This is a genomic window from Actinoplanes sp. KI2 (assembly GCF_025630775.1).
Classification (GTDB): Bacteria; Actinomycetota; Actinomycetes; order Mycobacteriales; family Micromonosporaceae; genus Actinoplanes.
Genome location: NZ_JAOSZE010000057.1, coordinates 1 through 25,269 on the forward strand (window position 1 = coordinate 1; position 25,269 = coordinate 25,269).

The following is a 25,269-nucleotide window of genomic DNA, read 5'->3' on the forward strand; positions in this document are numbered from 1 at the left end:
TCGGTCGTTGTGCTGTAGTCCCGGCAACCCCGCAGGGCGTTACACGCCTTGTCGCGGTTTCACCCTGGGCGGCTGCCGTGGCGTGTGGTTGGCTGAGCCGATGGACGGCCCAGCCGGCGACGAGCTGGTCGGCAGAGCAGCCCTGCTGGCCGACGTCTGTGGCTGGCTGGAGCAGGCGCGGGCCGGACCGGGCCGGGCGATCGTGCTGTCCGGCGAGCCCGGCATCGGAAAGTCGCGCCTGCTGGAGGCGGTGTGTTCGTGGGCGGCCGGCGCGGGCTTCGCCGTCGGGCGCGGCTGGTGCTCGGAGGCCGGGATGCCGGCGTACTGGCCGTGGCGCCGGGTGTTCGCGCAGCTCGCGCCGGGGCTGAGCTTCGGCGGGGCGGCCGTGCAGCCGGACGAGCGACCGGTGCTGCTGGCGGCGGTGGTCGACGCGCTCGAGGCGGCCGGGCGCGAGCGGCCCTTGCTGATCGCGATCGACGACGTGCATTGGGCGGATCCCTCGTCGCTGCTGTTGTTGCGGACCGTCGTCGACGCAGTCCCGGCGCTGGCCGCGGCCGTCGTCGTGACGGTTCGCGACGATCCGCTTCTGGTCGACGCGGCCGCCCGGGAGGCGATCGCGGGGCTGCCGACCGCCGTGCGGCGGCTGCCGGTGCCACCGCTGGAACCCGCCGCCGCCTCGACGTTGTTCCGGCGGTTCGGCGGAGAGTCGCTGCCGGCCGGCACGGTAGCGGGCGTGGTCGGCCGTACCGGTGGCAATCCGTTCTTCATCACCGAGGTCGCGCGACTGGTGGCCATCCACGGGACGGCGGCGGCCGTGGTCGTCCCGCCCGGCGTGCGAGAGGTGGTGCAGCGCCGTATCGCCCGGCTGCCGCAGGGTTGTCACGCCTTGCTGACCGCGGCCGCGGTGGCCACCGAGTCGGCTCCACTGGGGCCGGACGAGCTGGATCCGGCGCTGCTCGCCGTGGTTACGAGCACCGACCTGCCGGCGGTGCTGGACGGCCTCGAGCCCGCATACCGCGGCGGCCTGCTCGCGGGAGACCCCAGCGGCCTGCGGTTCGCGCACGCGCTGGTGCGCGAGACGCTGGTGGAAGCGGCTTCACTCACCGAACGCGGCCGGCTGCATCGCCGAGTGGCGCAAGCGCTGGCCGCTGACGATCCGGCGGCGCGGGAGGCGGTGGCGGCACGGGCGGCGTACCACTGGTCGCGGGCCGAGGGACCGGACGCCGCCGAGCGGGCCGGGCAGTGGGAGCTCGCGGCCGCCGACGCCGCCGTTCGGACACTCGGCTTCGAGGCGGCCGCTGCCCATCTGCGGAAGGCCGCGGACTCGCCGGGCGTCGATCGGGTGACGGCGCTGCTTCGGCTCGGCGAGGCGCAGCGGCTGTCCGGCGATCTTACGTCCGCCCACGCGACGTTCACGACGGCGGCGGATCTCGCGGCGCGGGCCGGACGGGTGGCCGACCTGGCGGCGGCCGCGCTCGGTCTGGGTGGCGGCATCACCGGGTTCGAGGTGCCCATCGCCGACGAGGATCAGGTCGCTCTGCTGCGCCGGGCCGAGGCGCGGCTTCCGGCGGACGATCACCGGATGCGCGCGGCCGTGCTGGCCCGGCTGTCGGTCGCCCTGACCGGGCTGGCCGGGCTCCGCGAACGGCGGCTGCTCGCCGAGCGGGCGGTCGCGCTGGCCGACCGGTCCGGTGACGCCACGGTGACGGCGGCCTCGCTGGCCGCGCTCTGCGACGCCTCCGCCGGACCCGACTTCGTCGATCAGCGGCTCGCCGCGGCGCAGCGGATGTCGGCGCTGGCCCACGACCGGGCGTCCACGCTGCTGGCCCGGCGGCTCGCCCTGCTGGCCCATCTGGAGCGCGGCGACCTGGCCGCCGCGGATGCCGAGATCGCCGCGTACCACCGGGCGGCCGAGGCGGCCGGGGTCGCGCTGTACCGATGGCTGCCCGAGATCTGGCGGGGCATGCGCGCCCTGCTCCGTGGCGATCTGACCGCCGCCTTCGCCCACGCCGACACCGCCGAGCAGATCGGGCTACGGGCCGGCAGCGCGAACGCGGCCCTGCTCGTCTTCACGCTGCGCATGCAGGCGCACCTGACCGCGGGCAGCGCGGCGGAGTACGTCGAGCCCACCCGCGAGGTGCTCGCGATGGTGCAGCCGATGGGGCTGCCGCTGACGTATCTGGCCGCGCCGGCCCTGTTGCTGCTGGCCGCCGGTGACCGTGAGCTCGCTCAGGACGTGCTCGGGCGCTACCGGAAGACCGCCGCCGAGGACATCGAACGCGACGCGGAATGGCTGGAGGGTCATTGGGCGCTGGCGGAGCTGGCGATCCGGCTCGAGGACCGCCCGGCTGCGGCCCGGCTGCTGGAGGTGCTGCGCCCGTACGGAAAGCTCTGGGCCGTCGACGGCATCGGCGGCGCCGTGTTCGGCCAGATCTGGCACCAGCTCGGCGCCCTCGCCGTCCAGCTCGGCCGCAACCGGGAGGCCGCGTCGTTCCTGCGCGACGCCGAGCATGGCTACGCCGAGGCGGGCGCCGTCCACCTGGCCGCACAGGTGCGGGAGCTGCTCGCCGGACTCGGCTCGCCGGCGCCGCCGGCCACACCCACGTCGACCGGCCGGATCCGCCGCGACGGGCAGTTCTGGCAGTTCACCTGGCGGGAGCACGTCAGCACCGTGCCCGACAGCAAAGGCATCCGCGATCTCGCCGTGCTGCTGTCCCGGCCGCACCAGCCCGTTCCGGCGATCGATCTCGTCGAGGCCGCGTCCGCCCGCAGCGCCGACCTGGGGCCCGTTCTCGACACCCGGGCGCGAGCGGCGTACCGGGCCCGCGTCGTCGAGCTCGACACCGAGATCGCCGACGCGGAGACCGCCGCCGACCTGGAGCGCGCCCAGCGGTTGCGGGACGAGCGGGCGATGCTCGGCGCCGAGCTGGCCGGCGCGATCGGCCTCGGCGGCCGGCCTCGCACGGCGGGCGATCCGGTCGACCGGGCGCGCAAGGCGGTGACCATGCGCCTGCGTGCGGCGCTGCGCACGGTGGCGCAGGCGGATCCCGTCCTGGCCCGGCACCTGCGCAACGCGGTCCGGACCGGCCGGACCTGCGTGTACGAACCTGACAGCGACGTGGTGTGGCGGACCTGACGATGTCAGCCCGGAGCTGACGCCTTCGGTGATGAAGGTGCGTTCTCGTCCCGAGGAGTGATCGCCATGAGCACCGACATCGTCGAAACCGCCACCGACCCCATCGAGGCGCTGTCCGGCCGCCTGTTCGCCGCCGGCGTCGAGGCCCTGGAGCTGTGCAACGTCTACCTCGGCGTCCAGCTCGGTCTGTACGCCGCGCTCGACGGCCGGCCCGCGACGCCGGCCGAGCTGGCCGCCCGTACCGGCCTCGCCCGCCGCTACCTGGGCGAATGGCTGCAGCAGCAGGCCGTCGCCGGCCTGCTCGTACCCGACGGGGATGACCCGGCCGCGGCCCGCTACACGCTCGCCGACGGCGTCGCCGCGGTGCTGACCGAGCCCACCGGCCCCGCCTACCTCGGCGGCCTGCCGTTCGCCGTCGCCGCGGTCGGCCGGGTCCTGCCCGACCTGGCCCGAGCGTTCCGCACCGGCGACGCGGTCCCCTATGCCGCGTACGGCCCGGACGCCCTCAGCGCGCAGTCCGCGCTCAACCGGCCCGCCTACGTCAACCTGCTGATCGCCGACTGGCTGCCGCGGATTCCCGCCGTCCACGCCCGCCTCGCGGACACCGGCCGGCCGGCCCGGGTCGGCGACTTCGGCTGCGGCCCCGGCTGGTCGACCATCGAACTGGCCAAGGCCTTCCCGCACCTGCGGCTGGAGGGCTACGACAGCGACGAGGCATCGATTGCGGCCGCCCGCCGCAACGCCGCCGAGCACGGCGTTGCCGACCGCGTCGGCTTCGAAGTCGTCGACCTGGCCGACGAGGGCGCCGACTGGTCCCCTCGCCACGACGTGAGCTTCCTCTTCGAGTGCCTGCACGACGTGCCCCGGCCGGTCGAATCCCTGGCACACGTACGGCGGGCACTCGCCCCCGGCGGTACGGTCGTCGTGATGGACGAACGAACCGCCGACACCTTCACCGCCCCCGGCGACCCGGTCGAGCGATTCTTCGCCGCGGCCGGCACCCTCTGGTGCATCCCGCAGGGCATGGTCGGCGCCGACCCCGAGCCGGCCGGACCGCTGATGCGCGCCACCACCCTGCGCGAGTTCGCCGCCCGGGCCGGCTTCGGCGACTGCGAGGTGCTCGACATCGACCACCCGTTCTGGCGCTTCTACCGGCTCGTCCCGTGACCACGCCCGCCTTCCGGCTCGACGGCCGCGTGGCCCTGGTCACCGGCACGTCGACCGGCCTCGGCGAACGGTTCGCGCGGGTGCTCGACGCCGCCGGCGCAGCCGTCGTCCTCGCCGCCCGGCGCGCCGAACCCAACGCCGCGCTCGCCGCCGAGCTACGCGACGCCCTGCCGATCACCTGCGACGTCCGCACGGAGAAGGACCGCGCCGCCCTGGTCGCGGCCGCTCTGGACCACTATGGACGGATCGACGTTCTGGTCAACAACGCCGGCATCGCCGGCTCCGCACCCGCCGAGGACGAAAACCTCGACACCGTACGCGACCTGCTCGACACCAACACCGTCGGCCTGTTCGCGCTGACCCAGCTGGTCGGGCGGCACATGCTCGACCGCGGCAGCGGCAGCATCGTCAACATCGCCTCACCGTCGGCGACGATCAGCCTCGACCGGTACCCGCTGGCCGGTTACGCGGCCAGCAAGGCGGCGGTCGTCGGGCTGACCCGCGAGCTGGCCGCCCAGTGGGCCGGCCGAGGCGTCCGGGTCAACGCCCTGTCCCCCTGCTTCTTCCCGAGCAACACCACCGGCTGGCTCACCGACCCCGACCAGGTCGCCTGGATCAGCAACCGCGCGCCCATCGGGCGACCACCGCGCCCCGACGAGCTCGACGGCCCGCTGCTGTTCCTCGCCAGCGACGCCTCCTCCTACATAACCGGCCACAACCTCATCGTCGACGGCGGCTGGACAACACGATGACCCAGCGAACTCGGGTGACCGTCAGCCGCGGCGGTCGAGCTCGACGACGAACGCGTCGTCCGGTAGATCGTCGAGGTGGGACCCGGGTGTGACCGTCGAGCGTGCGGCCTTCGCACGGCGTGTGCACGCCGCCGCTCCTGGAGCAACGGCGTGCACCGCGCGGGCAATCAGTAGAACAGCTGGTTGCCCGCGTACGAGCAGGTCCAGATCTGCAGCTCGGCGCCGTCGGCGGTCGCCTTGTCCTTCACGTCGAGGCAGTAGAAGTCACTGTAGCTGCGGAAGTAGTAGACCGTCTTGGTGCCGTCCGGCGTACCGGCGCTGCCGTTGCTCTTGATTCCCCACAACTGGCTGTAGACGGTCGAGTCGGACTGCGACTTGCACGTCCACATCCACACCGGGTCGCCGGCGTACTGGCTGTCGTCCTGCACGTCCAGGCACAGTCCGGTTTGGAGGTTACGCACCTGATACGAGTACGAGCCGTCGCCGTTCGTGCGGCGTCCGAGGCACCACAGCTGGTTCTGCGTCGGACCGTTGGAGTGCCACATGTGGACGTAGCCGGGTGCGACGGTCTGGTAGGGAGAAGCCTGATCGATCACCACCGTCCGCCGCTGGTCGGTGCTGGCCAACAGACCCGCGTAGAAGTAGGGGCCACGGTTCCAGTACGAGCCGTAGCTGCTGCAGCTGGAAGCCGCCTGCGCCGCCGTGGCCGGGACCACGGCTAGCCCGGTGAGCGCGAGGACGACGGCCAGCAACCTGACCATGCGACCGCGGATGACACGCGACATTTCTTCCCCCGATCAGAGATGGATGGAGTGGCGGGAGTGCCGGAGTTTGGCGCGTACGACATCCGCTTCGGGATGGCGTAGGTCGGTGAGGATGTCCAGGGCCCGTTGCCAGGCGGTCCGGGCCTCGGTCAGGCGGCCGCTGGCCCGGTAGGTGTCGCCCAGCGCGGCGAGACACCTGCCCTCGTAGTAGCGCTCGCCGGCGCGATGCAGCAGGTCGGCGGAGCGCTCGTAGTAGGACACGGCGTTCTCGACCTGGTCGAGGTACTGGTAGATGTTGGCGACGATGGCCAGCGTGATGGCCTCCCCACGCTGGTTGCCCAGCAGCCGATGCAGCGCCAGCCCGTGCAGGGACTTGTCGAGCGCCGCCCGCGGCCGGCCCACCTTGGCCTCGTGATAGCCCAGCCGGGCGAGCGCGTCGGCCACGCCGGGCCGGACGCCGGCCTCCTCGTAGCAGTGCAGCGCCTGCCCGATGTGGTCGTACGCCTCCTGGTGCCGGTCCCATCGGTCCAGCAGCCAGGCCAGGTGGCCGTGGACGGTGGCCTGACCGACCCGGTCGCCGATCTCGGTGAAGGCCGCCAGGGCGCGCTCGAGCTCGGCGATGGCGTCCTCGTGGCGGCCGAGCCATCCGTGGGCGCGGCCCAGCCCGGCCGACGCGTGTGCCCGCCCGAGCCGGTCGCCGTGCGCGCCGGCGGCGTCGACGGCCAGCCGCGCGACAACGGTCCAGTCCTGCCAGTGCCCCCGCCGGTCGAGATAGGTGGCGATCGCCCAGGCGAGCTGCCAGCAGGCGGTGGGCCGGTCGTCGGCGGCCGCGTACCGGATCGCGGCGAGCAGGCCGGCGTGCTCCCGGCCGAACCAGGCCAGCGCGGCCGCCGGATCGGCGTGCTGCTCGGTCACCACCCCCGGCGGCGGATCCGGCAGGACGAGCGGATCCCGGTACGGGTTGATCTGCCGGTCCGCGGCGTGCGCGGTGTGCAGGTAATGCGCCAGCAGACGGCGGACGGTCTCGTTCCGGTCGCCGTCGGCGAGCCGGGCCCGGGCCTGCTCGTGGGCGTACGCGCGCAGCAGGTCGTGGATGGCGAACCGGCCGGGGTAGGGCTCGCTGAGCAGGCTGGCGCGGGTCAGCTCGGCCAGCAGCGCGAGGGCCTCGGGCGCCGTCCGGGCGGCCAGGCTGGCTGCCGCGGCGGCCGAGATCTCCGGGCCGGGATGCAGGCCGAGCAGCAGGAACATCCGCGCCGCCGCCGGGCTGAGCGCCGCGTACGAGCAGGAGAACACCGCGCGGATCTGACCCATCCGGTCGCCGGCGTCCAGCACGTCCAGCAGGCGGCTCGCGTCCGCGAGCTCGGCGGCGACCGCGGCCAGGGGAAAGCCGGTGACCTGTACGCGGGCTGCCGCGAGGGTCAGCGCGAGGGGCAGCCGGGCGCAGGCGCCGACGATCCGGGCGACCGCGGCCCGGTCGGTGTCGGCGGCCGCGGCTCCCAGCCGGGCCGTCAGCAGTTCGCGAGCCTCGCCGGCGGACAACACGTCGAGGGTGAGCGGGCGGGCGCCGTCCACGGCGATCAGGCCGGTCAGCTGGCTGCGGCTGGTCACCACCACCACGCCGGCGCCGCCCGGCAGCAGCGGGCGTACCTGTTCGGCATCGCGGGCGTTGTCCAGCACCACCAGCATCCGCCGGCCGGCCAGCACGCTGCGGTAGAGCCCGGCCTGGGCCTGCACGCCCTCCGGGATCCGCTCGGCGGCCACGCCCAGCGCGTGCAGGAAACCGCGCAGCGCCTCGCCCGGGTCCATCGTCTGTCCGCCGTCGTCGTAGCCGCGCAGGTTCACGTACAGCTGGCCGTCCGGGAAGCGGTGCCGCACGCGATGCGCCCAATGCACCGCCAGCGCGGTCTTTCCCACCCCCGCCGTACCGGACACGGCGGTGATCACAATGGCCGGAGGGTGCCGGTCGGCGTCGAGCATGCCGTCGAGCCGGGCAAGTGCGGCCCGCCGCCCGGTGAACCGGGCGATGTCGGCGGGAAGCTGGGCCGGCGGATCGTCGGCGGCCGGCCCCGGGGACGAGGATTCCTGGCGCAGGACCCGGCGATGCACCTCCACCAGCTCGGGACCCGGTTCGATCCCGAGCTCCTCGACGAGCCGGCGACGGATCTCGGCGTACGCCTGCAGCGCGGAGGCCTGCAGACTGCCGGCGGCCAGGGCGGCGATGAGCCGGGCGTGCACCGGTTCGTGCAGCGGGCTCGCGGAGGCGAGCTCGCGCAGGCGCGGCAGGCACCGGCCGGCATGCCCGGACGCGAGAGCCAGGTCGGCGTAGCGCAGGGTCGCCGCGATCCGCTCCTCGAGCACGGCGGTGACGAGGGGATGGTCGCGCAGCTGTGGGACATCGGAGAGCGGGCTGCCGTCCCAGAGTGCCAGCGCGTCGTCCAGCAGATCGAGGGCCCGGACCGGCTCGGCGGCGCGCGCCTCGCCGATCCGCCGGCGGAAGTCGGCCAGGTCGAGCTGGCCGTCGGCGAGGTTGAGCCGGTACCCGCCGGAGGTCCGGCTGATGATGTCGTCAGGCCCGGACTGCAACGCCGTGCGCAGCCGCGACAGGTACGTCTGCAACGCGTGTTTCGGGTCGGGCGGGATCCGGCCACCCCACAGCAGGTCGGTCAGGTCCGATGGGGAGACCGGGGTGTTGGCCGACAGCGCGAGCCGGCCCAGCACGGCCCGGCGCATGCTGCGCCCCACCGCCACATCGGCCCCGCCGCGGCTCACCCGCAGCGGTCCCAGCACGCGTATTTGTACAGGATGGACGGTGCCGCTCTGCTCGGCGGCCCGACGCAGCGTCGTCTCGGTCTCGCCGGCCAGGCGCAGGGCGGCGACGATCGCGTCCACCGAGTCTCGCTGCGGTCGCCTGGTCCGGCCCTGCTCCAGGTCGCGAATCGCCGCCAGGCTGATGCCGACCCGATCGGCCAGGCGTTGCTGGCTCAGTCCCGCCGCACGGCGGGAGGTACGCAGCAGCGCGCCGAACCCGCCTTGGCCCAAGGTCTCGTCCACGCTGTACGCGCCCCCGCTTCGCCAGCCGCCGAGCCCCCACCCTAGTGGGTCCGGGCCGCAGGCCGTCGCGATGCGAGACTGGCTACGCACGAACTGTGCACTCCCATATGTCGGGCCGTCATTCGATCGACGCCGATGCTAGAAAGCTCCGCTCGCACTCGACTGACGATTCGCTACCCGTACCTCAGGAACCTCCGGGTCGGCATAAGCGACAGATCCGAAAGGCAAACTGCTCGGCTACGGTGACTCCGTGCTCGTCAAATGGATCACGTGTCGGCCGACGGACCGTGCCGCATTCGGCCTCGGCCAGCAGGCGTGGGCTCGGCTGCACGGCACTCCAGGGTTCCTGGGCCAGGGCGGCGGTTGGAGCAGAGAGACGCCCGGCGTGGCGCAGATCTTCGGATTCTGGAGCGATCAACCCAGCTACCAGTCCTTCATGGACGACGCTCACGATCTCATCGCCGCCGCGCAGACGGGCACCTTCGACGACCTTCGGGTACACGTCCTCGATCAGCGGCTCGGCATCGCCCACGGCCTCCCCGCCGGCCTCGGCGGGGCCTCGCTGCTGCGGCTGGCGCATTGCCACGTGCCGGAACACCGTCGCGACCACTTCATCCAGGCGCAGGCCCGGGTGTGGAACCCGGGCATGGCAGCGTCCCACGGCATGCGCGGCGGCGTCTTCGCGGAGGGCGCCGAGACGGAGTTCCTCGTCCTGTCGGCATGGGAAACACCCGCCGATCACCAGCGTTACCTCGATGAACGCTTCCACCGACTGCGTGCGACGGCGCGGCCGGAGGTCGATCTCGACGCCATCACCGGCGACCTGGTCAACCTCGAGCCAAGCTGGACTGTCCTCGGCTGATGGGTAACCCGAAACCATCAGAGTGACCAGAGCGCAGCGACGCCACCAAGTACTCACAGGACCACAGCTCCGCGTCGGCCGCGAGCACGATTTGGCGGAAGCATTCGCCCGGTCCAACGTCACCATGGTCGGCGAGCCCGACGCCGCCGCAACCACCGAGACCGTCCGCGCCCTCGTCGACCAGGCCCTCAAGAACGCCGCCTGAAGCGAGGAGCCGTCGGATCTGCCGGTGCTTGCGGCCGGCGGCACCATCGATCGTCCCGTGCAGTGTTCGGCGGCGATAACCGTCGTGCTACCCAAGGACACCGCCGATGCAATCGGGATCCCTGAATTCCCGAAGGTAGGCCGCCGATGGGAGAGAGCCGGACAGCCCTGACTTTCGACGAAAGGCCCACCCCAAGGTGAAGTTCTCTCGCCGCAGCGCCGCCCTCATCGCCTCGACGATCATGGCTGGTCTCATGCTCCCGGCCACCCCAGCGTTAGCCACCGCGAAGACCACGACCGCGAGAACCACCTCCGCGAAGCCCGCGCCGGCGAAGACCACGATCCCGACCAAGTCGAGCCGACTGGCCGCGGTCAAAGCGGCGAAGGCGATCAACTACTACCCGTCCACGGCCGGCTGGTCGAAGATGTGGAGCAGCTTCGACGCCACCAAGGTCGACGCCGACTTCGCGAAGGCGCAGGCGCTCGGCGCCACCAGCGTCCGGGCGATCGTCTTCCCGACGACCTTCGGCTACCCGACGCCGAACCCGACCTACACCGCCAAGCTCGACACCTTCGTCAAGCTGGCCAACACGCACGGCATGACCGTGAACCTCACCCTCTTCGACTGGTGGGACGCCTATGCGGAGCTGGACGAGAGCAAAGCCTGGGCCACCTCGCTCCTCAAGCCGTACAAGGACGATCCGCGGATCACCGGCGTCGAGCTCCAGAACGAGATCATCCCGACCGACACCGCCGCCATGACCTGGGCGCGAGCGATGATCCCGGCCGTGCGGACGGCGTTCCCGACGATGCCGCTGACCCTGTCGGCGGTGGGCGAGGACGGCCCGGCCGGGCTTGCGAAGATCAAGTCGGCGCTCGGCTCGGTCTCGCTCGACTACTACGACTACCACTTCTACGGCAACGCCGAGCGGGCGCTCGCGACGATCCGCCAGGCCCAGGCCGCGGTCGCGCCGGCCCCGATCGTGATCGGCGAGACCGGCATGAACACGCTGGAGAACACCGAGGGCGAGCAGGCCGCGTTCCTGGCCCGGGTCTTCGAGGCAGCCAAGGCGGCCGGCGTGAACTCGGTCTCCCCGTGGACGCTGAACGACTTCACCACCGACGCGATCCCGGCCTCGATCGTGGCTGGACTCGACACGCAGTACAACTACGGCCTGTACCGCACCAACGGCGTCGCGAAGCCGGCCGCGGCCGTGGTCAAGGCCGAATTCACCGGTACGGCCATGCCCGCCTCGCTGACCGACAACGGCTTCGAGAACGCGACCGGGCAGACCCCGTGGCGCCAGTACGCGCCCGAGCTCGGCATGGCCACCAAGACCACGACGGCGGCGCACACCGGCACGTGGTCGGTCAGCCTCTCCAACACCGGCAAGACCTCGGCCGACACCCCGTCCTACCGGGTCGCCCCGATCCAGCCCGTCCAGCCCGGCCAGAAGTGGCACGGCGAGGTGTGGGCCAAGGGCAACGCCACCACCGGCACCACGCAGATCGCGATCAGCTGGTTCGACATCAACGACAGGTGGCTCGGCGGCGCCGACTCGACGGCGCTCCCGACCGGCACCACCGACTGGACCAAGCTCACCGTCGACAGCGTCGCCCCGGCCGGCACGGCCAGCATGCAGATCCACCTGAAGTCCGGCGCCAACACCGGCACCGTCTGGTTCGACGACGTGGTGATCGGCCAGGCCTGATCACCGCGCGGGGCTGCTGGTGAGCCTGGTGCTGCGGTGGTCCGCATGATCTGATCATGCGGCGTGAGCATCCCGCGGCCGGTCGAGGCGTTGTGCGCGCCTTGTTGTCCCAGATCCGGTAGCCACCGGGAACGCCCCTGGCCACGTATCGTCGCCGACTCATCGCCACGCAACGTAGCAGGGCAGTGTCACGGTCACAGCCATCTCTTGTGGCGGAAGATGAGGTATAGCGCCAGAGCCATGACCAGCATGAGCGAGACCGACACGATCACTCCGGCCTCAGTCCCGAAGCCGGGGTACGGCACGTTCTGGCCGAAGAATCCGGTCACCGCGGTCGGCACGGCGACGATGGCGACCCAGGCGGTGATCCGGCGCATGTCGTCGTTCTGCTGCACGCCGATCGTCGCCACCTTCTCCGCCGCGACCGTGGTCTGCGTCGAGCTACGGGTCTGGTAGAACTCGATCACGCCATGCAGGAACTCGCGCTGCCCATCGGCCATGCTTTTGACCAGGTCGAACTGGTCGGCGATGTCGGACAACAGCGGCGGGGCGATCTCCGGAAGGTCCCGGGCCTGCTTCGTCATCCGGGTGTACGTGGCACCGCTGTGCACGGCCATCGTGCGGACGGCCAGCAACTCGTACCAGATCTGGAACAGTTCTTCCAGGAAAGCCTCCGGATCGTCGCGCTCCTCTCCGAGCATGACGCGCTGCTCGAGCCGGCCGGATTCCTTGGCCAACCGCGCGATAAGGTCGATCTCCCGGCGGGTCATCGCCATGACGATCGCGTGGGACAGCTCGAACGGCGAGCCCGGGGTCAGCACACCGCGCTCGATGCGGTGGCGCACCGCCTCGGTGTCAAGCAGGGCCACCTCAGGGTTCACCGCCGGGTTGAGCGGGCCATGCACGGTGACCAGGTAATTGTGCCCGACGAACTGGTCCAGCTCCACGTAGTGCACATGACCCCGCCGCCCGACCTCGGGCGCGTGCAAAACGGCGAACACATAGTCGGCGTAGACGTGGAACTTTGAGACGTGGTTGCGCTCCACGCAGTCGCGGATGGCGATCGAGTGGAACCCGAAGACCTCCGACAGCACCTCGGCGGCCGCCAGATCGCACCCCGGGATGTCGACCCAGACGATGGCGTCGTCGCGTTTGAGCAGCAGTGGCAGCTTCTCGACGTCGTAATGTTCGGCGCCGCCACGCTGGATGACCGAAACGTCCATCCCGCTCACCGCTCATCGCTCGGGTCTGCTGCATCAACACATACCACGATGCGGCGGTCGCCAGGGCAGGCATACCTGGCCCACGAGAGGTGGCCGAGGCCCGGTAGCGCGAGCTGGGACTGGGGAGCCTCTGCGGTCAGTAGCCCTGGCAGAACAGGGCCTCGGCGTGGACGGGGTCGACCAGTTTCAGATCGGCGGGCGGCAGGTCGAACGGGTCGCGGTCCGGGTCGCGCAGCCACGACCGCACCCGCGCGACCGCGGCGGCCGGGTCGAGGGAGTCGTCCGCCATCGCCGCGTGCAGCAGCCAATGGACGATCGAACCGACCTCGTCCGGGACCGGCGCCGCGAACCCGATCACGGCCGTGTAGCCGCGGGTCATCAGCGCGTCGGCCAGAGCCGCCGCGCCCTCCGCGGACGGTGGGAGGACCGCGACCCCGCCGGGCGTACGGGGTCCGGCGGCGATGTCGGCGGCGGACAGTTCGGCCGGACCGGCCAGTTCGAGGGCGCCGGCCGAGGTCATCCCGCAGCCCAGGTGCAGTAGCGACGCGTTGAGGTGGGCGCGGACATCCTCCGGGGTTCCGGGGCCGGTCACGTCCTCGACGGTGTGCCCGAGGCCGATCGACCGAGGGTAGAAGGTCCGCCGCAGGCGCAGGGCGTCCATCGTGGCCCGGTCCCGGTCGTGCCGCGGGTTGGCGACGAACACCGGGGCCACGGTGACCGGGCGGCGTCCGCGGCGGATGAGGGCGACCAGGTCGGCCGCCGTGCGCACGAAGGAGTCGGCGGCCTCGGCCGGTCCGCCGATGGCGACCACCCGGCCCGTTCGCCGCGTGCCGTCGGGGATCCGACGCAGTTGCCCGCTGGTCGCGTCCAGTTCGACCCCTCCGGGGTACACCGCGGCGTCGATCCCGGCGTCGCGCAGGGCCGCGGTCACGTCGGCGAACCCGTCGCCGAGCCGGGTCGCTCCGGGCAGGTCGGCCTCGATGCGTTCGGCCAGGCGTACGGCGGCCGGGACGTCGTCGGCGGGCAGTGCCGGGGCCGCCCGGTTGAGATTCTCGGCGGCGGCGCGAAGGTCGTCGCGGCCGTCTCCCCAGCCGCTGCCGCCGTCGGCGTCGTGCCGGTCGGCCAGGGCGACGGCCAGCACCAGCCGGTCGGACGGGAGCGCGCCGTCCGCCTCGACGACGGCGGCGGCCACCGCCACCCGCTCGTCAACCGTTTCGGCCCCGAGGTCGCGCAGCTCGCCGGCCGACGGTGCCGGCCAGGGGCGGGGCCTCGACCGGGCCGGCGCCGGCGTCTGCGGCATCGGCCCGTCGACGACGGCTATCGGGCTCTGCTCGTGCGGAATGCCCGGTGTATCGCGATCAGCGAAAGCCGCCGAGGTGAAGGCGGGCGCAGGAAAGCTGGGCGGCGCGGAGAAGACCGGCGCCGGCATCCCGCCTTGCTGAAGGTTCTGCATGAGCGCCAGCGCTGCCCCCATCTTGCCCAGGTCCATGCCGCCCAAGCCGCCCAACATCCCTCGCAGCGCCTCGGCGATGGTGAGCAGCTTCCCGGCCGCATCGGTGATCTCGGCGCTGACCGGCGGCCCGTCGACGACCTCGCGGAACAGCGATATGGCCCGGTCGGCCTCCGCCGGCCCGTCCGCTCCCCCACCGGTCACGGCGCGCGTCATGGCTTCCGGCGTACAGACGCCGGCCAGCAGCAGCTGGCCCAGCATGATCCGGTTCCCGGCCTGCTGGATCTGCGGCAGGTTCGCGAACCGGAGGGACTCGTCGAGCATGTGCATCCCGGCCGTACGGTCGTGCGCGGACCCACCGTGCGCCAGATGCCGGATGCCATGGAACCAGCCGAGCTGGGCGGCGACCTGACCGCGCAGGGCGCCGCCCGGTTCGAGGCGGGCGTACGCCCGGTCCAGCACGGTGATCGCCTCGTCCAGGTACGGCCGGGCGCCCGCCGACCCGGGCCCCGCCCTCAGAAACCGGTCGGCCAGCATGGCGCCCCGTTCGAGCATCTCCCGCAGGTCCTCGTCGTCCGCCATCGCGTCATCTCCCCCAGCCACGGTCACTGTCCCCAGTGCAGGAAAGCGGCCCACGCGACCACCGCGCGCAGGTCCGAGTGGGCAATCCGGTCGCGCAGGGGCTCGGGCATGTCGCCGGGGACCTGCCGGCCCGGGTCGAGCATCCACAGCTGGGCGTCGCGCAGGGCCGCCCAGGCCGGCCGGCCGTGAACCCGCAAGCCCCGGTGGACCATGAACATCAGAGCCGAGGTCTCGTCGTCCGGAACGCTCCACTGGCTGGACAGGACCGCGCGGACACCCCCGGCCAGGAACGCGGTGCCGAGGCTGTACGCCTCGTCGTACCCGTTGAGCGACAGCCCGGTCCGGCAGGCGGCCAGCACGACGAGCGCGAGTGCCCGGTCCGGCACGTCGGCGAGCAGGGTGACCAGCTCCTCGGCGGTCAGCCGGTCGCCGCCGGCCAGCAGCAGGTACGCCGTGGCGCGGGCGCCGCCGGTCTCGACGAACCCATGGCAGGCCAGGTGCAGCACCGAACCGGCCGCCGGATCGGGGCTGGTCAGCCACGCCCGTACCTCGTCGGCGGCACCCGCCCCGGAACGGCTCGCCGAATCGTCGGGCCGCCGGCCGAGGTAGCGGGCGCCGGGGTAGAAGCTCTGCCGGATCGCGTACGCCTCCAGGCGCGCGGCCGGCAGAGAACCGGCGATCCTGGTGTCCGGGTCACCGACGACCAGCCCGGTCGGGGTGAGCGCGACGGTGGGCTCGGTGGCCGAGCGGACCAGCATCCGGGCCGACGCCACCTGGGACAGCGCGATCAGTTCGAGGGCATACTTCCCGTCCGGGCGGCGTGCGGCCTGCCACGGGACGCGGGCCAGCTCGCCCATCGGGACCAGTTCGATCCGGGGCGGCCGATCGGGGTGGGACGGTAGGCGCGGGAGGTACACCTCGACGAGCTGGCGCATGGCGGCGTCCCAGGCCCAGCGCCCGATCTCGTCCAACCGCGCCGCGAGATCCCCGGCCGGCTCGGCATCGACGGCGCCGAGGTCGCGGTCGGCGGCGTCGAAGTCGCGGTCGGCGGCGTCGAAGTCGCGGTCGGCGGCGTCGAAGTCGCGGCGGGCCAGCGCCGACAGGTAGTTGTCGAACTCGGGCACCGACGACGGGTTCAGCGAGGTCAGCGCCAGGTAGCTGGGCGGTCCGGCGGCGGGCGCGATGACGGCGTAGCCGGGCTGGGGCCCCTGCCCCGGCATCAGGTAGACCAGCGCGTCGGCGTCGAGGTCGGTGAGCGCCCGCTGGATCTGGGCGTACCCGGGCGGGTCGAGCAGCTCGACGGCGGAGTCGTGCCGGGCCAGCGCGGTCATCACCTCCCGGCGCAGGTCGGCCGGGAGGTCGGCCGGTGCGTTGCGCCAGCGTTCGGCCAGTTCCGGCTCGCCCGCCTCGGCCAGCCGGTGGGCCAGCGGCCCGGTATCGGCGGTGAGCGTGGCGGCGAACAGGGCCAGGCCGCGGCCGGCGTCGAGCGCGGTGATGGCCGCGGCCGGGTCCCCGGCGATCAGGCACTGACGGGCCACGTCGACCGCCTCGGCGGCGGCGTCGCGTACGGCGGCGGTGGTTGACGTGAGATCGGGCTGGATCAGCGCCTGCCAGACGGTGCCGCGCAGCCCCTCAACGGCCTCCCGGTGGAAGTCGGGCCGTTCGCCGAGCAGGCGGCGTACCTGCGCGAGCACCTCGTTGATCTTCTGCCACAGCGCGTGGTCGGGCCCGCCGGCCAGCGTCCGGGCCTCGCCGAGCAGGCCGGCCGCCTCGGTCAGGTCGGCCACCCGGCCGGTCAGCTCGTGCCGGCGCAGCAGGCCGGTGGCCAGGGTGCTCAGGTACAGCGGCCGGGCCGGGTCGGCGGGGGTGGCCGCCTCGACCGCGGCCCGCAGCTGGTCGATGCCGAGGGCGATGCGCCCAGGATCGGTCTCCCGGCCCGCCCACAGAGCCGCCATACCGGCCTGGACGTGGGCCTGGGCCCGGTCGGCCGGGCTGAGATCGGGCCGGGCGGCGTGCCGGACGAACGTGTCCAGATGCTCGTCGCCGGGCCGCCCGCCGTCGCCGGTCAGAGCGGCGAACCCGGCGATGTCGGCCGAGGCGTCAGCGAACGCCGCCCGGACCGGGTGGTCCTCCGGGAACTCCCCGACCAGGTCCGCCAGCTCTTGGAAGCTGCCGGTCAGGTCGGCGTCGGTGTGCTGCGCAGCCAGCAGCCCGGTGATCCGGGTGAGCAGTTCGCCCTCCGGCCGCCCGGCGGCCTGCGGCGGCAGTTCGCTCATGAAGTCGGCGAGCTCGCCGGGCATCCGGGACATCGCGCCGGAGTCGCCGGTCAGCGCGGAACGGCCGAACCGCAACGCCATCCGGCCCGAGTTGATCATCGTGGTGACGCCCGGGTGGCCGGCGTGCTCGGCGGCCAGCTCGTCGAGCCGGGCCAGGGCGGCCGTGTAGTCGAACGCCCGGCTTTCGGCCGCCTGCTGCACCAGCAGGTAGACCTCGGCCAGGGCCCGGGTGTCGCGCCACGAAGGGGTGCCCGGCGAGTCGGCCTCGGCCGCCGCCATCAGGCCGGGCAGGGCTCGGGTGAGGGCCGGGCCGGGCGTCCGTCCGGTTCAGAATGTCGCCTCGACCAGAGCGGCCGCGAGCCGCGAACGCCCCGGCAGGTCGTCCGGGAGGCGGCCGAAGCCGGTCGCCGCGTTGTCGAGGTCGCCGTGGCCGGCCACCGCGGCGACGATGGCCGCGCACCGCGCTGCTGTCTCGTCCTGATCGTTCAAGCGGTCCTCCATCCCACGCACCTGCCTGACGGACAGGTTCCGGCCCGTCAGGTTCCGGCCCGTCAGGTTCAGGTCCGCCAGGTTCCGGTCCGCCAGAAGACGAGGGACGGAAAACGGGGAGGCCGCCATGGGCGCGGACGTGACGCTGCAACACCGGACGCGGCAGCCGATCGAGCTGATCACCGAAATGGCCGGGCCTGTCCGTCAGAACCCATCGTCCCGCCCGAACAGCAGGGAGCGAGAAGGCCTGTGAGTGCAGAAGTCGGCGTGGTGTTCGCGCTGCCGGCGGTCGCCGCCGTCGGCCTCACCGTCGGAGCCGGGTTCCTCCTCGCCCGCGGCGTCGGTGCCCTGGCCGGCGCCGCCGGCGACCGGCTGGCCGAGCGGCAGTCCCGCGGCTGGGCGGCGGCCGACCGGCTGGCCCGCGCGGTCGGCGAGTACAGCATCCTGCAGGACCAGATCGAACGCGGGCGGGCCGAGTTCGGCGACCGGATCACGGCCGCGCCGGTGCTCGGCGAGGCGCCGTCGGTCGGCGCCCACCTCGACCGGGCCGAGGCGTGGGCCGGGCAGGTCAGCGAGATCCTGGCCGCCGCCGACGCCCGGTTCCGGCGGGAGCTGGCCGCGGCCCGTGCCGGCCGGATCATGGCCGACGTGGCCGCCGTGCTCGACCGGCTGCCGAAGCCGACCCCGACCCCCGGCCGCCCGCAGCAGGCCGCAACGCCGGCCCCCAGCCGCCAGGTCGCCGAGTCCCTCGAGCGGGTGCTGTCCCGGATGGACGGTGGGGTGCCCCCCGAGCTGGCCGCCACCCTGCAGCGACGGGCCGCCGACGCGCTCAAGGCCCGCACCGAGACCAACCAGTTGCGGCTGCTCGACGACCTGCGGTACTCGGTCGACCAGGCCAACCAGGACGTACGCCGCCGCCGGACCGCCCTGACCGAGCTGGCCGGCCGGTTGGCCGGGTTCACCGGGCCGGCGGTCGAGGAGGCCCAGGCGATGATCCTGGCCGCCGCGGCCGACCCGGACCCCGACCTCGACGGCTTGGCCCAGGCGGTCGAGGCCGCGATCACGGCGACCCTGGCCCCGATGGTCCGCGACTACACGCGGCAGGCGCTGCGCGACGCGCTGGAAGAGGTCGGCTGCGCGGTCGAGGAGGGCTTCGACGTCGCGCTGGGCCGCGACGGCCTCGCCCACCTGCACCGCGACGGCTGGGACGACCTGGCGGTCCGGGTCCGCAGCCGGCCCGGCCCGGAGAACGCCTACTACTTCAACATGGTCGCCCCGGCCGACGCGCACGACAGCGACGTGGCCGAGGTCGAGCAGCAGTGGTGCTCGGCCGTCGACCGGCTCGTGCCGGCGCTGGCCGCGCACGGCGTACGGGTCACCACCACCCATCGCAGCGAGGAGGGCGAAGCCCAGGTGCAACCCGTCGACCCGGCCCGATTCCCGTTCGAACGCCGTCGCCGCGACGACCGCCGGCGATCCGACCTCCAGCGCCGGGAACGGGAGCTGCCGCGATGAGCGACGGATACCCGGCCTGGCTGCGCGAGGTACGCACCGCGCTGTCGATCAACTCGCAGATCGTCCTGTACGGCAACGTCCGGGACGTCTTCCTGCTGCCCGCCCCGCACGGCTGGGAACCCTGCGACCTGCAGACCGGGCTGCACCGGGTGCTGGCCGAGGAGGGCTACCAGCATCTGGTGGTGGCCGACCCGGTGGCCGGGCTCGGGGTGCTGCCGGCCGACCCGGTCACCGCCAAGGCGGCGGCCGAGGTGGTGCAGCGCGACAACCGGCCGCCGTGGGGCCCCTGGAAGGACAAGGAGGGCCCGCTCGGCGCGCTGTGCGACGTGATCGAACGAGTGGCGACCGCCGACGGGCAACGCAGCGCGGTGCTGATCGAGTTCGCGTCCCGGCTGATCCTCGACCCCGGCCGCCTCGACCCGGCCGAGCACGCGTTCTTCGCCCGCAGCGACCGGCTCTCGCGGGTGGCGTACCCGAAGCCGGTGCCGACCGACTCGCGGCCGCTCTACAACCCGATCGTGTGGGCGGTCAACAACGAACGGGACCTGCCGGTCTGGCTGACCGCCGGCAACGACGACGTCCGCAAGATCGCGGTGCCGCTGCCGGAGTTCGGCGTGCGGGAGACCGCCGCCCGGTGGCTCGCCAACGCGCTGACCGGCTACCGCGAGGCCGGCGAGGACGACCGGCACGAACTGGAACGGCGGCTGGCCGAGCAGACCCAAGGCATGACGTTGCGCAGCATGATGGCGATCGCCCGGCTGGCAGCCCGGATGCGCACCCCGATCGGCGAGATCGACGAGGCCGTCCGGTGCTACCGGGTCGGCGTCCACGACAACCCGTGGCGAGCCTCGCACCTGCGAGGGCGGATGCAGCACGCGGCCGAGAACATCGCGTCTCGGGTCAAGGGCCAGCGGGAGGCGGTGCAGCGTTCGGTCGACATCCTGGTCCGGGCGGTCCTAGGGCTTTCCGGGGCGCAGGCCGGCGGCAACGTCTCCCGGCCGCGCGGCGTGCTGTTCTTCGCCGGCCCGACCGGGGTCGGCAAGACCGAGCTGGCCAAGGAGCTGACCCAGCAGATCTTCGGGGACGCCCGGGCGTACACCCGGTTCGACATGAGTGAGTTCTCGGCCGAGCACTCGGCCGACCGGCTGATCGGCGCGCCACCGGGGTACGTCGGCCACGACGCGGGCGGCGAGCTGACCAACGCCGTACGCCAGCGGCCGTTCAGCCTCCTGCTGTTCGACGAGGTGGAGAAGGCCAACCCCCGGATCCTCGACAAGTTCCTGCAGATCCTGGACGACGGCCGGCTCACCGATGCCAGCGGGTCCACGGTCTACTTCTCCGAGACGGTCCTGGTGTTCACGTCCAACCTCGGGGTGACCGCCGAGGAGTACGCGATCCAGCGCGAGGCCGACCCGCTGCAGGCGCCGTTCACCCGCGACGAGCTGGAGGTCCGGGTCCGGCGGGCGGTCGAGCATCATTTCACCACCGTGCTGAACCGGCCCGAGCTGCTCAACCGGCTCGGCGACAACATCGTGGTGTTCAACTTCATCGACGCCGAGACCGCCGCCGAGATCTTCGACGTGCTGGTGGCGCACGTGCACGAGCGGCTGCGCGCCGAGCACGGCGTCGACCTGCGGCTGACCGAGGACGTGCGCCGGCAGCTGCTGGCCGGGGCGACCCGCAACCTGGCCATGGGCGGCCGCGGCATCGGCTCGCACCTGGAGAGCGCGCTGGTCAACCCGCTCGCCCGGGAACTGTTCCGGCGCGAGGACCTGAACGGCCGGACGGTGACGGTCACCGACGTCCGCGAGGCCGACGGCATGCACCGGGTGAGCCTGGCATGAGGATCCGGATCAATCGCGTGCACTACCCGGTGGTCGTGCTCGGGTACGGCCGCCGGGCCGGCCTGTGGGTGCAGGGCTGCGGGATCGGCTGCGAGGGCTGCGTGTCCCGGGACACCTGGGACGCCGACCCGGCCACCGAGGTCGAGGTGGCGGCGGTGATCGACTGGTGTGCGTCGCTGCCCGGCGACGTTGACGGGGTGACGATCAGCGGCGGCGAGCCGTTCGACCAGCCGGAGGCGCTGATGGCTCTGCTCGACGGGCTGCACGCCTGGCGGGCGGACCGCGACCGGCCGATCGACCTGCTCGCGTACAGCGGGCGGAGCATGGCGGCGCTGCGGGCCCGGTTCGGTGACCACCTGGCCCGGCTCGACGCGGTGATCCCGGGGCCGTTCGTGGCTGCCCAGGCGCCCGGCAACCGTTGGCGCGGCTCGGCCAACCAGGAGCTCATCCCGCTGACGCCCCTCGGCCACCAACGGTACGACGACGACATCGACCGCCCGCCCGGGCGGACCCGGATCCAGCTGGGCACGGACGGCGACCGGGTCTACCAGATCGGCATCCCGTCGCCGGGCGATCTGGCCGCGATGGAGGCCGCGCTGGCCCGGCGCGGCCTCGGCTACGAGGAGGCGTCGTGGCGCAGCCGATGATGTGCCCGGGGTGCAAGAGCGACATCCCGGAGGGCGTGCAGTACTGCTCGTCCTGCTTCCTCACCCCGGTTCCCAAGCCGGCCGCCGACCCGACCGAGCCGGCGGCCGAAGTGGAGCCTCCGGCGGGGGTGCCGACGCCGGCCGTGGCGGCCGGGCCGTCCGGATGCGGCGACCCGGACTGCGTGCACGCTGGTGTCCCGCCGGAGCCCGGGTGCCGGCACTGCGGCCTGCGCGGCCGGGCGACGGCCGGCACCGCGCTGCGGTTCGAGTGGGGTCCGGTCCCGGTGCCGCCGGGGCGGCCGCTGGTGGTCGGCCGGGAGCAGTCGCCGATCGCCGACCGGATCGATCCCGCCCGCTACGGCAACGTTTCCCGCCGGCACGCCGAGATCAGCAGCGACGGCACGTCGCTCACGGTTACCGACCTCGGCTCGATGAACGGCACCTTCCTCAACGACGAACGGTTGCCCGCCGGCCGGGCCACCCCGCTCAAGACCGGCGACCGGGTCCGCTTCGCCGCCCGGCTGGAGGCAACGGTGACAGGAGGCCCAGAGTGAGGCGTATCAACGTGGTCGCGGTGACCCATCGGGGCCGCGAGCGCGACCACAACGAGGACACCGTGTCGGTCGCCGGGTTCCAGTCCGGCGTGGTCGAGGGCCAGCCGGTCCGGTTCGCGATCGACACCGTACGGCCGGTGACCTGCCTGGTCGCCGACGGGCTGGGCGGGCACGCCGAGGGCGGACGGGCCAGCCGGGTGGCCGCCGCGACGATCGCCGACGCGGCGCCGCTGCTGCACGACAGTGGTGCCCTGGTCAAGGCGGTACGGGCGGCCAACGACGCGGTGTACGACGAGATGGCCCACGACCGGGCCTGGACCGGGATGGGGTCCGCGATCGTCGTCCTGGTCATCGTCGAGGACCGGATGATCTGCGCGAACGTCGGCGACAGCCGGTGCTTCCTGCTGCGCGACGGCCACCTGGTGCAGTTGTCGATCGACGACTCGCCGGCCCCGGAGGCGGGCCAGGCCACGATCGCGACGGTGGTCACCCAGACCCTCGGCGGCCGGCCCGACCGCGACGGTGTCGAGCCGCACGTGCTGGAGGCCGAGGTACGCACCGGCGACCGGTTCCTGCTGTGCAGCGACGGGCTCACCGACGAGCTGACCCCGGAGCACATCGAGGAGCTGGCCCGTGCGGAGGACCCGGCGGCGGCGGTAGCCGAGCTGCTGCGGGCCACCTTGGACGCCGGAGGCCACGACAACGTGTCGATCATGCTGGCGACGGTGGAGGAGGAACGATGACCGACGACCGGTACCCGCCCCCGGGCACGACCCGTGACCCGGGGCCGACGACCTCGCGTGGGGTGGCCTCGGTCCCCGGCACGATCCGCGACGCCGGCCCCGGAACCACCCGCGACGCGGCGCCCGGCACGACCCGTGACGCGGCGCCCGGCACGACCCGTGACGCGGCGCCCGGCACGACCCGTGACGCCGCTCCGGGGACCACCCGCGACGCGGCTCCTGGCACCACCCGCGACGGCTCCCCACCCCGCGACGGCTCCCTAAGCGGCGGCGGCTCCCTAAGCGGCGGCGGTGACCGATTTGTCCGGGTCAACCTGCCGCCGACCCTGGCCGCCCGATTCTCCATAGACCGGGAGCTCGGCTCCGGCGGCGAGGCCGACCTGCTGCTGGTCAACGACCGGGCCGGCCGCGGGCAGTGCGTCGTGCGCCTCTACCGCCGCCAGGACCTGCCGCTCGACGAGGACAAGTTGTCGCGCCTGCGGACCGCCGACCCCCGGCACCTGATCGGCCTGATCGAGTACGGCCGCGGCGACGGCTACGTGTGGGAGATCCTCGAGTACGCCCGCGAGGGCTCGCTGGAGGACATGATCCGCCGGTCCCCGGCGCCGTGGCCCGCGGTCCGGGTCCGGGACGTCTTCGATCAGCTCGCGAACGCCGTCACGTACGCGAATTCGCTCGGCATGGTGCACCGCGACATCAAGCCCGGCAACATCCTGGTCCGCTCGCTGCAACCGCTCGATCTGGTGCTGGCCGACTTCGGGCTGACCAAGTTCATCGCCGCCACCCACCAGATGGGCACCACCTCGCGGACCTCGGCCTACGCCCCGCCCGAGGCGATCAGCGGGCAGGCGTCCCGCTCGGTCGACTGGTGGTCGCTGGGGATCATCCTGCTGGAGCTGCTCACCGGACTGAACCCGTTCCAGCGGCCGGACGGCAGCTGGCAGGACGACCGGATGATCACCGCGTTCCTGATCAGCCGGGACATCGACGTCTCCGAGGTCGCCGACGACCACTGGCGGCTGCTGCTGCGCGGCCTGCTGACCCGAGCGCCCGAGAAGCGCTGGGGGCCGCAGCAGATCGCGATGTGGCGCAACGGCCGCCGGCCCCCGGTCGCCGACCCGGAACCCGCCCCCGCCGGACCGGCCACCGGCAGCCCAAACACCACCAGCCAGGCGACGTACGTCTTCGCCGGGGTCGGCTACAACGACCCGGTCCGCCTGGCGGCCGCGCTGCGCACGAACTGGGGCGAGGGCCGCCGGCTGCTGGCCGGGCGGCAGCTCAAGGCCCCGCAGTACCTCGCGCTCAAGGAATGGATGATCGCGCACGGGCGTACGACCGCGGTCCAGGCCCTCGACAACGGTGTCGATGAACGGCCCGAGCGCGGCCTGATGCAGGTGATCAAGGCCCTGGACCCGGACGCGGTGCCCGAGTTCAACGGCCAACGGCTGGACGACGAGCACCTGCGCGGGGTGATCCGGCGGGCCACCGACAACGACACGGGCGCGCGCCGGCTGATCGACCAGCTCTACGAGGACGGCATCCTCACCGTCTGCGACGACGCGCCGGGCTGCGTCGGGTACGCGATGGTCGACTACCGGTGGCACAGCTCGGTCGAGGCCGCGGACCGCAAGATCCGCCAGGTCGGCGTCAACCCGTCGCCGAGCGACTTGCAGTCGATGCGGCTGCAGCTGCTCGTCGCCTCCTACGAGGGGCAGCAGGGCGCGTTCGCCGAGCCTGCCAGGAACGCGGCCCAGAACGGCCAGGCCCGCCACCAGCCGTGGTTCGTGGGGCTGACCACCGAGCGGACCGGACCCGAGTACGAGGCGGCCCAGCACGCGGTCCTGATGTTGACCGCGCCGATCGCGGCGCTGCAGACCAGCGACCAGATGGCCCAGGCCGAGCGCGCCCGGATCGCGGCCGAGGAGGCCGAGGTGGCCCGCAAACGGTCCAACATGGACCGCCTCAGCGTGCCGATCGGCGTGCTCTGCGGGATCATCGCCTTCTGCGTGCCACCGAGCGGTCTCCTGGCCGGTCCGGCCGCGATCTACTTCGGCGTACGGGCCCGGCGTACCGACAGCCGGGCCGCGTCGACCTGGGCGATCGCGCTCGGCGGCCTCGGTTTCCTCTGGTCGTTCGTCGCCCTGATCCTGGCGATCACCACGCCGACCACCCCGACCGGGACGACGCCGTGAGCGGGCCGGGGCGCTGATCCGGGTCGGGGAGGTCGCCGAGGCCGCCTGGACGTGAAACGCAAACGCCTGGTCGCCCGGGGCGTGCTCACGGAGGACCAGCCGGCCT

Annotated in this window: 17 protein-coding genes; 11 read left to right on the top strand and 6 right to left on the bottom strand. The window is 73.1% G+C overall.

Annotation, left to right across the window (positions count from 1 at the left end; genetic code table 11):
* Positions 1-100: 100 nt before the first annotated feature.
* From ODJ79_RS40525 to ODJ79_RS40535, 3 genes are all read left to right on the top strand, one after another.
* Positions 101-3,136, top strand: a complete 3,036-nt coding sequence (locus tag ODJ79_RS40525) for an ATP-binding protein (protein WP_263029020.1) — start codon at positions 101-103, stop codon at positions 3,134-3,136.
* A 66-nt stretch (positions 3,137-3,202) separates the two neighbouring features.
* Entirely contained in the window at positions 3,203-4,303 is a 1,101-nt protein-coding gene (locus ODJ79_RS40530; RefSeq protein ID WP_263029021.1) for a class I SAM-dependent methyltransferase, read from the top strand.
* Positions 4,300-5,055 carry an SDR family NAD(P)-dependent oxidoreductase gene (locus ODJ79_RS40535; protein ID WP_263029022.1) on the top strand — a complete coding sequence of 252 codons (756 nt, stop codon included), beginning with the start codon at positions 4,300-4,302 and terminating at the stop codon, positions 5,053-5,055. The genes ODJ79_RS40530 and ODJ79_RS40535 overlap by 4 nt, the downstream gene beginning before the upstream one ends.
* 167 nt (positions 5,056-5,222) lie before the next feature.
* On the opposite strand, the gene ODJ79_RS40540 is transcribed toward ODJ79_RS40535, so the two are convergent.
* Together ODJ79_RS40540 and ODJ79_RS40545 are read right to left on the bottom strand one after the other, a co-directional pair.
* Positions 5,223-5,816 carry an RICIN domain-containing protein gene (locus ODJ79_RS40540; RefSeq protein WP_263029023.1) on the bottom strand — a complete coding sequence of 198 codons (594 nt, stop codon included), beginning with the start codon at positions 5,814-5,816 and terminating at the stop codon, positions 5,223-5,225.
* 36 nt (positions 5,817-5,852) lie between these two features.
* Positions 5,853-8,870, bottom strand: coding sequence for a BTAD domain-containing putative transcriptional regulator (locus tag ODJ79_RS40545; protein ID WP_263029024.1), 3,018 nt, complete (start codon positions 8,868-8,870; stop codon positions 5,853-5,855).
* Between the two features lie 250 nt (positions 8,871-9,120).
* Between ODJ79_RS40545 and ODJ79_RS40550 the strand changes: the two genes are divergently transcribed.
* Both ODJ79_RS40550 and ODJ79_RS40555 read left to right on the top strand, forming a co-directional pair.
* Positions 9,121-9,732, top strand: coding sequence for a YdbC family protein (locus tag ODJ79_RS40550; RefSeq protein WP_263029025.1), 612 nt, complete (start codon positions 9,121-9,123; stop codon positions 9,730-9,732).
* A gap of 446 nt (positions 9,733-10,178) precedes the next feature.
* Positions 10,179-11,648: a cellulase family glycosylhydrolase gene (locus ODJ79_RS40555; protein ID WP_263029026.1), complete on the top strand. Its 1,470-nt coding sequence runs from the start codon at positions 10,179-10,181 to the stop codon at positions 11,646-11,648.
* A 194-nt stretch (positions 11,649-11,842) separates the two neighbouring features.
* On the opposite strand, the gene ODJ79_RS40560 is transcribed toward ODJ79_RS40555, so the two are convergent.
* From ODJ79_RS40560 to ODJ79_RS40575, 4 genes are all read right to left on the bottom strand, one after another.
* A complete protein-coding gene (locus ODJ79_RS40560; RefSeq protein ID WP_263029027.1) occupies positions 11,843-12,871 on the bottom strand; it encodes a magnesium transporter CorA family protein in 1,029 nt (342 codons plus the stop codon).
* 136 nt (positions 12,872-13,007) lie between these two features.
* Positions 13,008-14,903: a hypothetical protein gene (locus ODJ79_RS40565; RefSeq protein WP_263029028.1), complete on the bottom strand. Its 1,896-nt coding sequence runs from the start codon at positions 14,901-14,903 to the stop codon at positions 13,008-13,010.
* A 23-nt stretch (positions 14,904-14,926) separates the two neighbouring features.
* A complete protein-coding gene (locus ODJ79_RS40570) occupies positions 14,927-17,458 on the bottom strand; it encodes a CHAT domain-containing protein (RefSeq protein WP_263029029.1) in 2,532 nt (843 codons plus the stop codon).
* A gap of 48 nt (positions 17,459-17,506) precedes the next feature.
* Positions 17,507-17,680 carry a hypothetical protein gene (locus ODJ79_RS40575; protein WP_263029030.1) on the bottom strand — a complete coding sequence of 58 codons (174 nt, stop codon included), beginning with the start codon at positions 17,678-17,680 and terminating at the stop codon, positions 17,507-17,509.
* 237 nt (positions 17,681-17,917) lie between these two features.
* Here ODJ79_RS40575 and ODJ79_RS40580 point away from each other — a divergent pair, with 237 nt between their 5' ends.
* Genes ODJ79_RS40580 through ODJ79_RS40605 form a run of 6 tightly spaced genes read left to right on the top strand, consistent with a single transcriptional unit; the run spans position 17,918 to position 25,163 of the window.
* Positions 17,918-19,183: a hypothetical protein gene (locus ODJ79_RS40580; RefSeq protein ID WP_263029031.1), complete on the top strand. Its 1,266-nt coding sequence runs from the start codon at positions 17,918-17,920 to the stop codon at positions 19,181-19,183.
* Positions 19,180-21,027, top strand: coding sequence for an AAA family ATPase (locus tag ODJ79_RS40585; RefSeq protein ID WP_263029032.1), 1,848 nt, complete (start codon positions 19,180-19,182; stop codon positions 21,025-21,027). Before ODJ79_RS40580 ends, ODJ79_RS40585 begins: the two co-directional genes overlap by 4 nt.
* Positions 21,024-21,674 (top strand): 4Fe-4S single cluster domain-containing protein, encoded by a 651-nt coding sequence (locus ODJ79_RS40590; protein WP_263029033.1) that lies wholly within the window; start codon positions 21,024-21,026, stop codon positions 21,672-21,674. Before ODJ79_RS40585 ends, ODJ79_RS40590 begins: the two co-directional genes overlap by 4 nt.
* Positions 21,659-22,228 carry an FHA domain-containing protein gene (locus tag ODJ79_RS40595; RefSeq protein ID WP_263029034.1) on the top strand — a complete coding sequence of 190 codons (570 nt, stop codon included), beginning with the start codon at positions 21,659-21,661 and terminating at the stop codon, positions 22,226-22,228. The genes ODJ79_RS40590 and ODJ79_RS40595 overlap by 16 nt, the downstream gene beginning before the upstream one ends.
* Positions 22,225-22,971, top strand: coding sequence for a PP2C family protein-serine/threonine phosphatase (locus ODJ79_RS40600; protein ID WP_263029035.1), 747 nt, complete (start codon positions 22,225-22,227; stop codon positions 22,969-22,971). Before ODJ79_RS40595 ends, ODJ79_RS40600 begins: the two co-directional genes overlap by 4 nt.
* Entirely contained in the window at positions 22,968-25,163 is a 2,196-nt protein-coding gene (locus tag ODJ79_RS40605) for a protein kinase domain-containing protein (RefSeq protein ID WP_263029036.1), read from the top strand. Before ODJ79_RS40600 ends, ODJ79_RS40605 begins: the two co-directional genes overlap by 4 nt.
* The last annotated feature ends 106 nt before the right edge of the window (positions 25,164-25,269 follow it).

Bases quoted from the DNA above. Each gene is read 5' to 3' on its own strand.
- ODJ79_RS40530 (WP_263029021.1), top strand. From the start codon at position 3,203: ATGAGCACCGACATCGTCGAAACCGCCACCGACCCCATCGAGGCGCTG.
- ODJ79_RS40605 (WP_263029036.1), top strand. From the start codon at position 22,968: ATGACCGACGACCGGTACCCGCCCCCGGGCACGACCCGTGACCCGGGG.
- ODJ79_RS40570 (WP_263029029.1), bottom strand. From the start codon at position 17,458: ATGGCGGCGGCCGAGGCCGACTCGCCGGGCACCCCTTCGTGGCGCGAC.
- ODJ79_RS40590 (WP_263029033.1), top strand. From the start codon at position 21,024: ATGAGGATCCGGATCAATCGCGTGCACTACCCGGTGGTCGTGCTCGGG.
- ODJ79_RS40555 (WP_263029026.1), top strand. From the start codon at position 10,179: ATGGCTGGTCTCATGCTCCCGGCCACCCCAGCGTTAGCCACCGCGAAG.
- ODJ79_RS40525 (WP_263029020.1), top strand. From the start codon at position 101: ATGGACGGCCCAGCCGGCGACGAGCTGGTCGGCAGAGCAGCCCTGCTG.
- ODJ79_RS40540 (WP_263029023.1), bottom strand. From the start codon at position 5,816: ATGGTCAGGTTGCTGGCCGTCGTCCTCGCGCTCACCGGGCTAGCCGTG.
- ODJ79_RS40565 (WP_263029028.1), bottom strand. From the start codon at position 14,903: ATGGCGGACGACGAGGACCTGCGGGAGATGCTCGAACGGGGCGCCATG.
- ODJ79_RS40560 (WP_263029027.1), bottom strand. From the start codon at position 12,871: ATGGACGTTTCGGTCATCCAGCGTGGCGGCGCCGAACATTACGACGTC.
- ODJ79_RS40575 (WP_263029030.1), bottom strand. From the start codon at position 17,680: ATGGAGGACCGCTTGAACGATCAGGACGAGACAGCAGCGCGGTGCGCG.
- ODJ79_RS40585 (WP_263029032.1), top strand. From the start codon at position 19,180: ATGAGCGACGGATACCCGGCCTGGCTGCGCGAGGTACGCACCGCGCTG.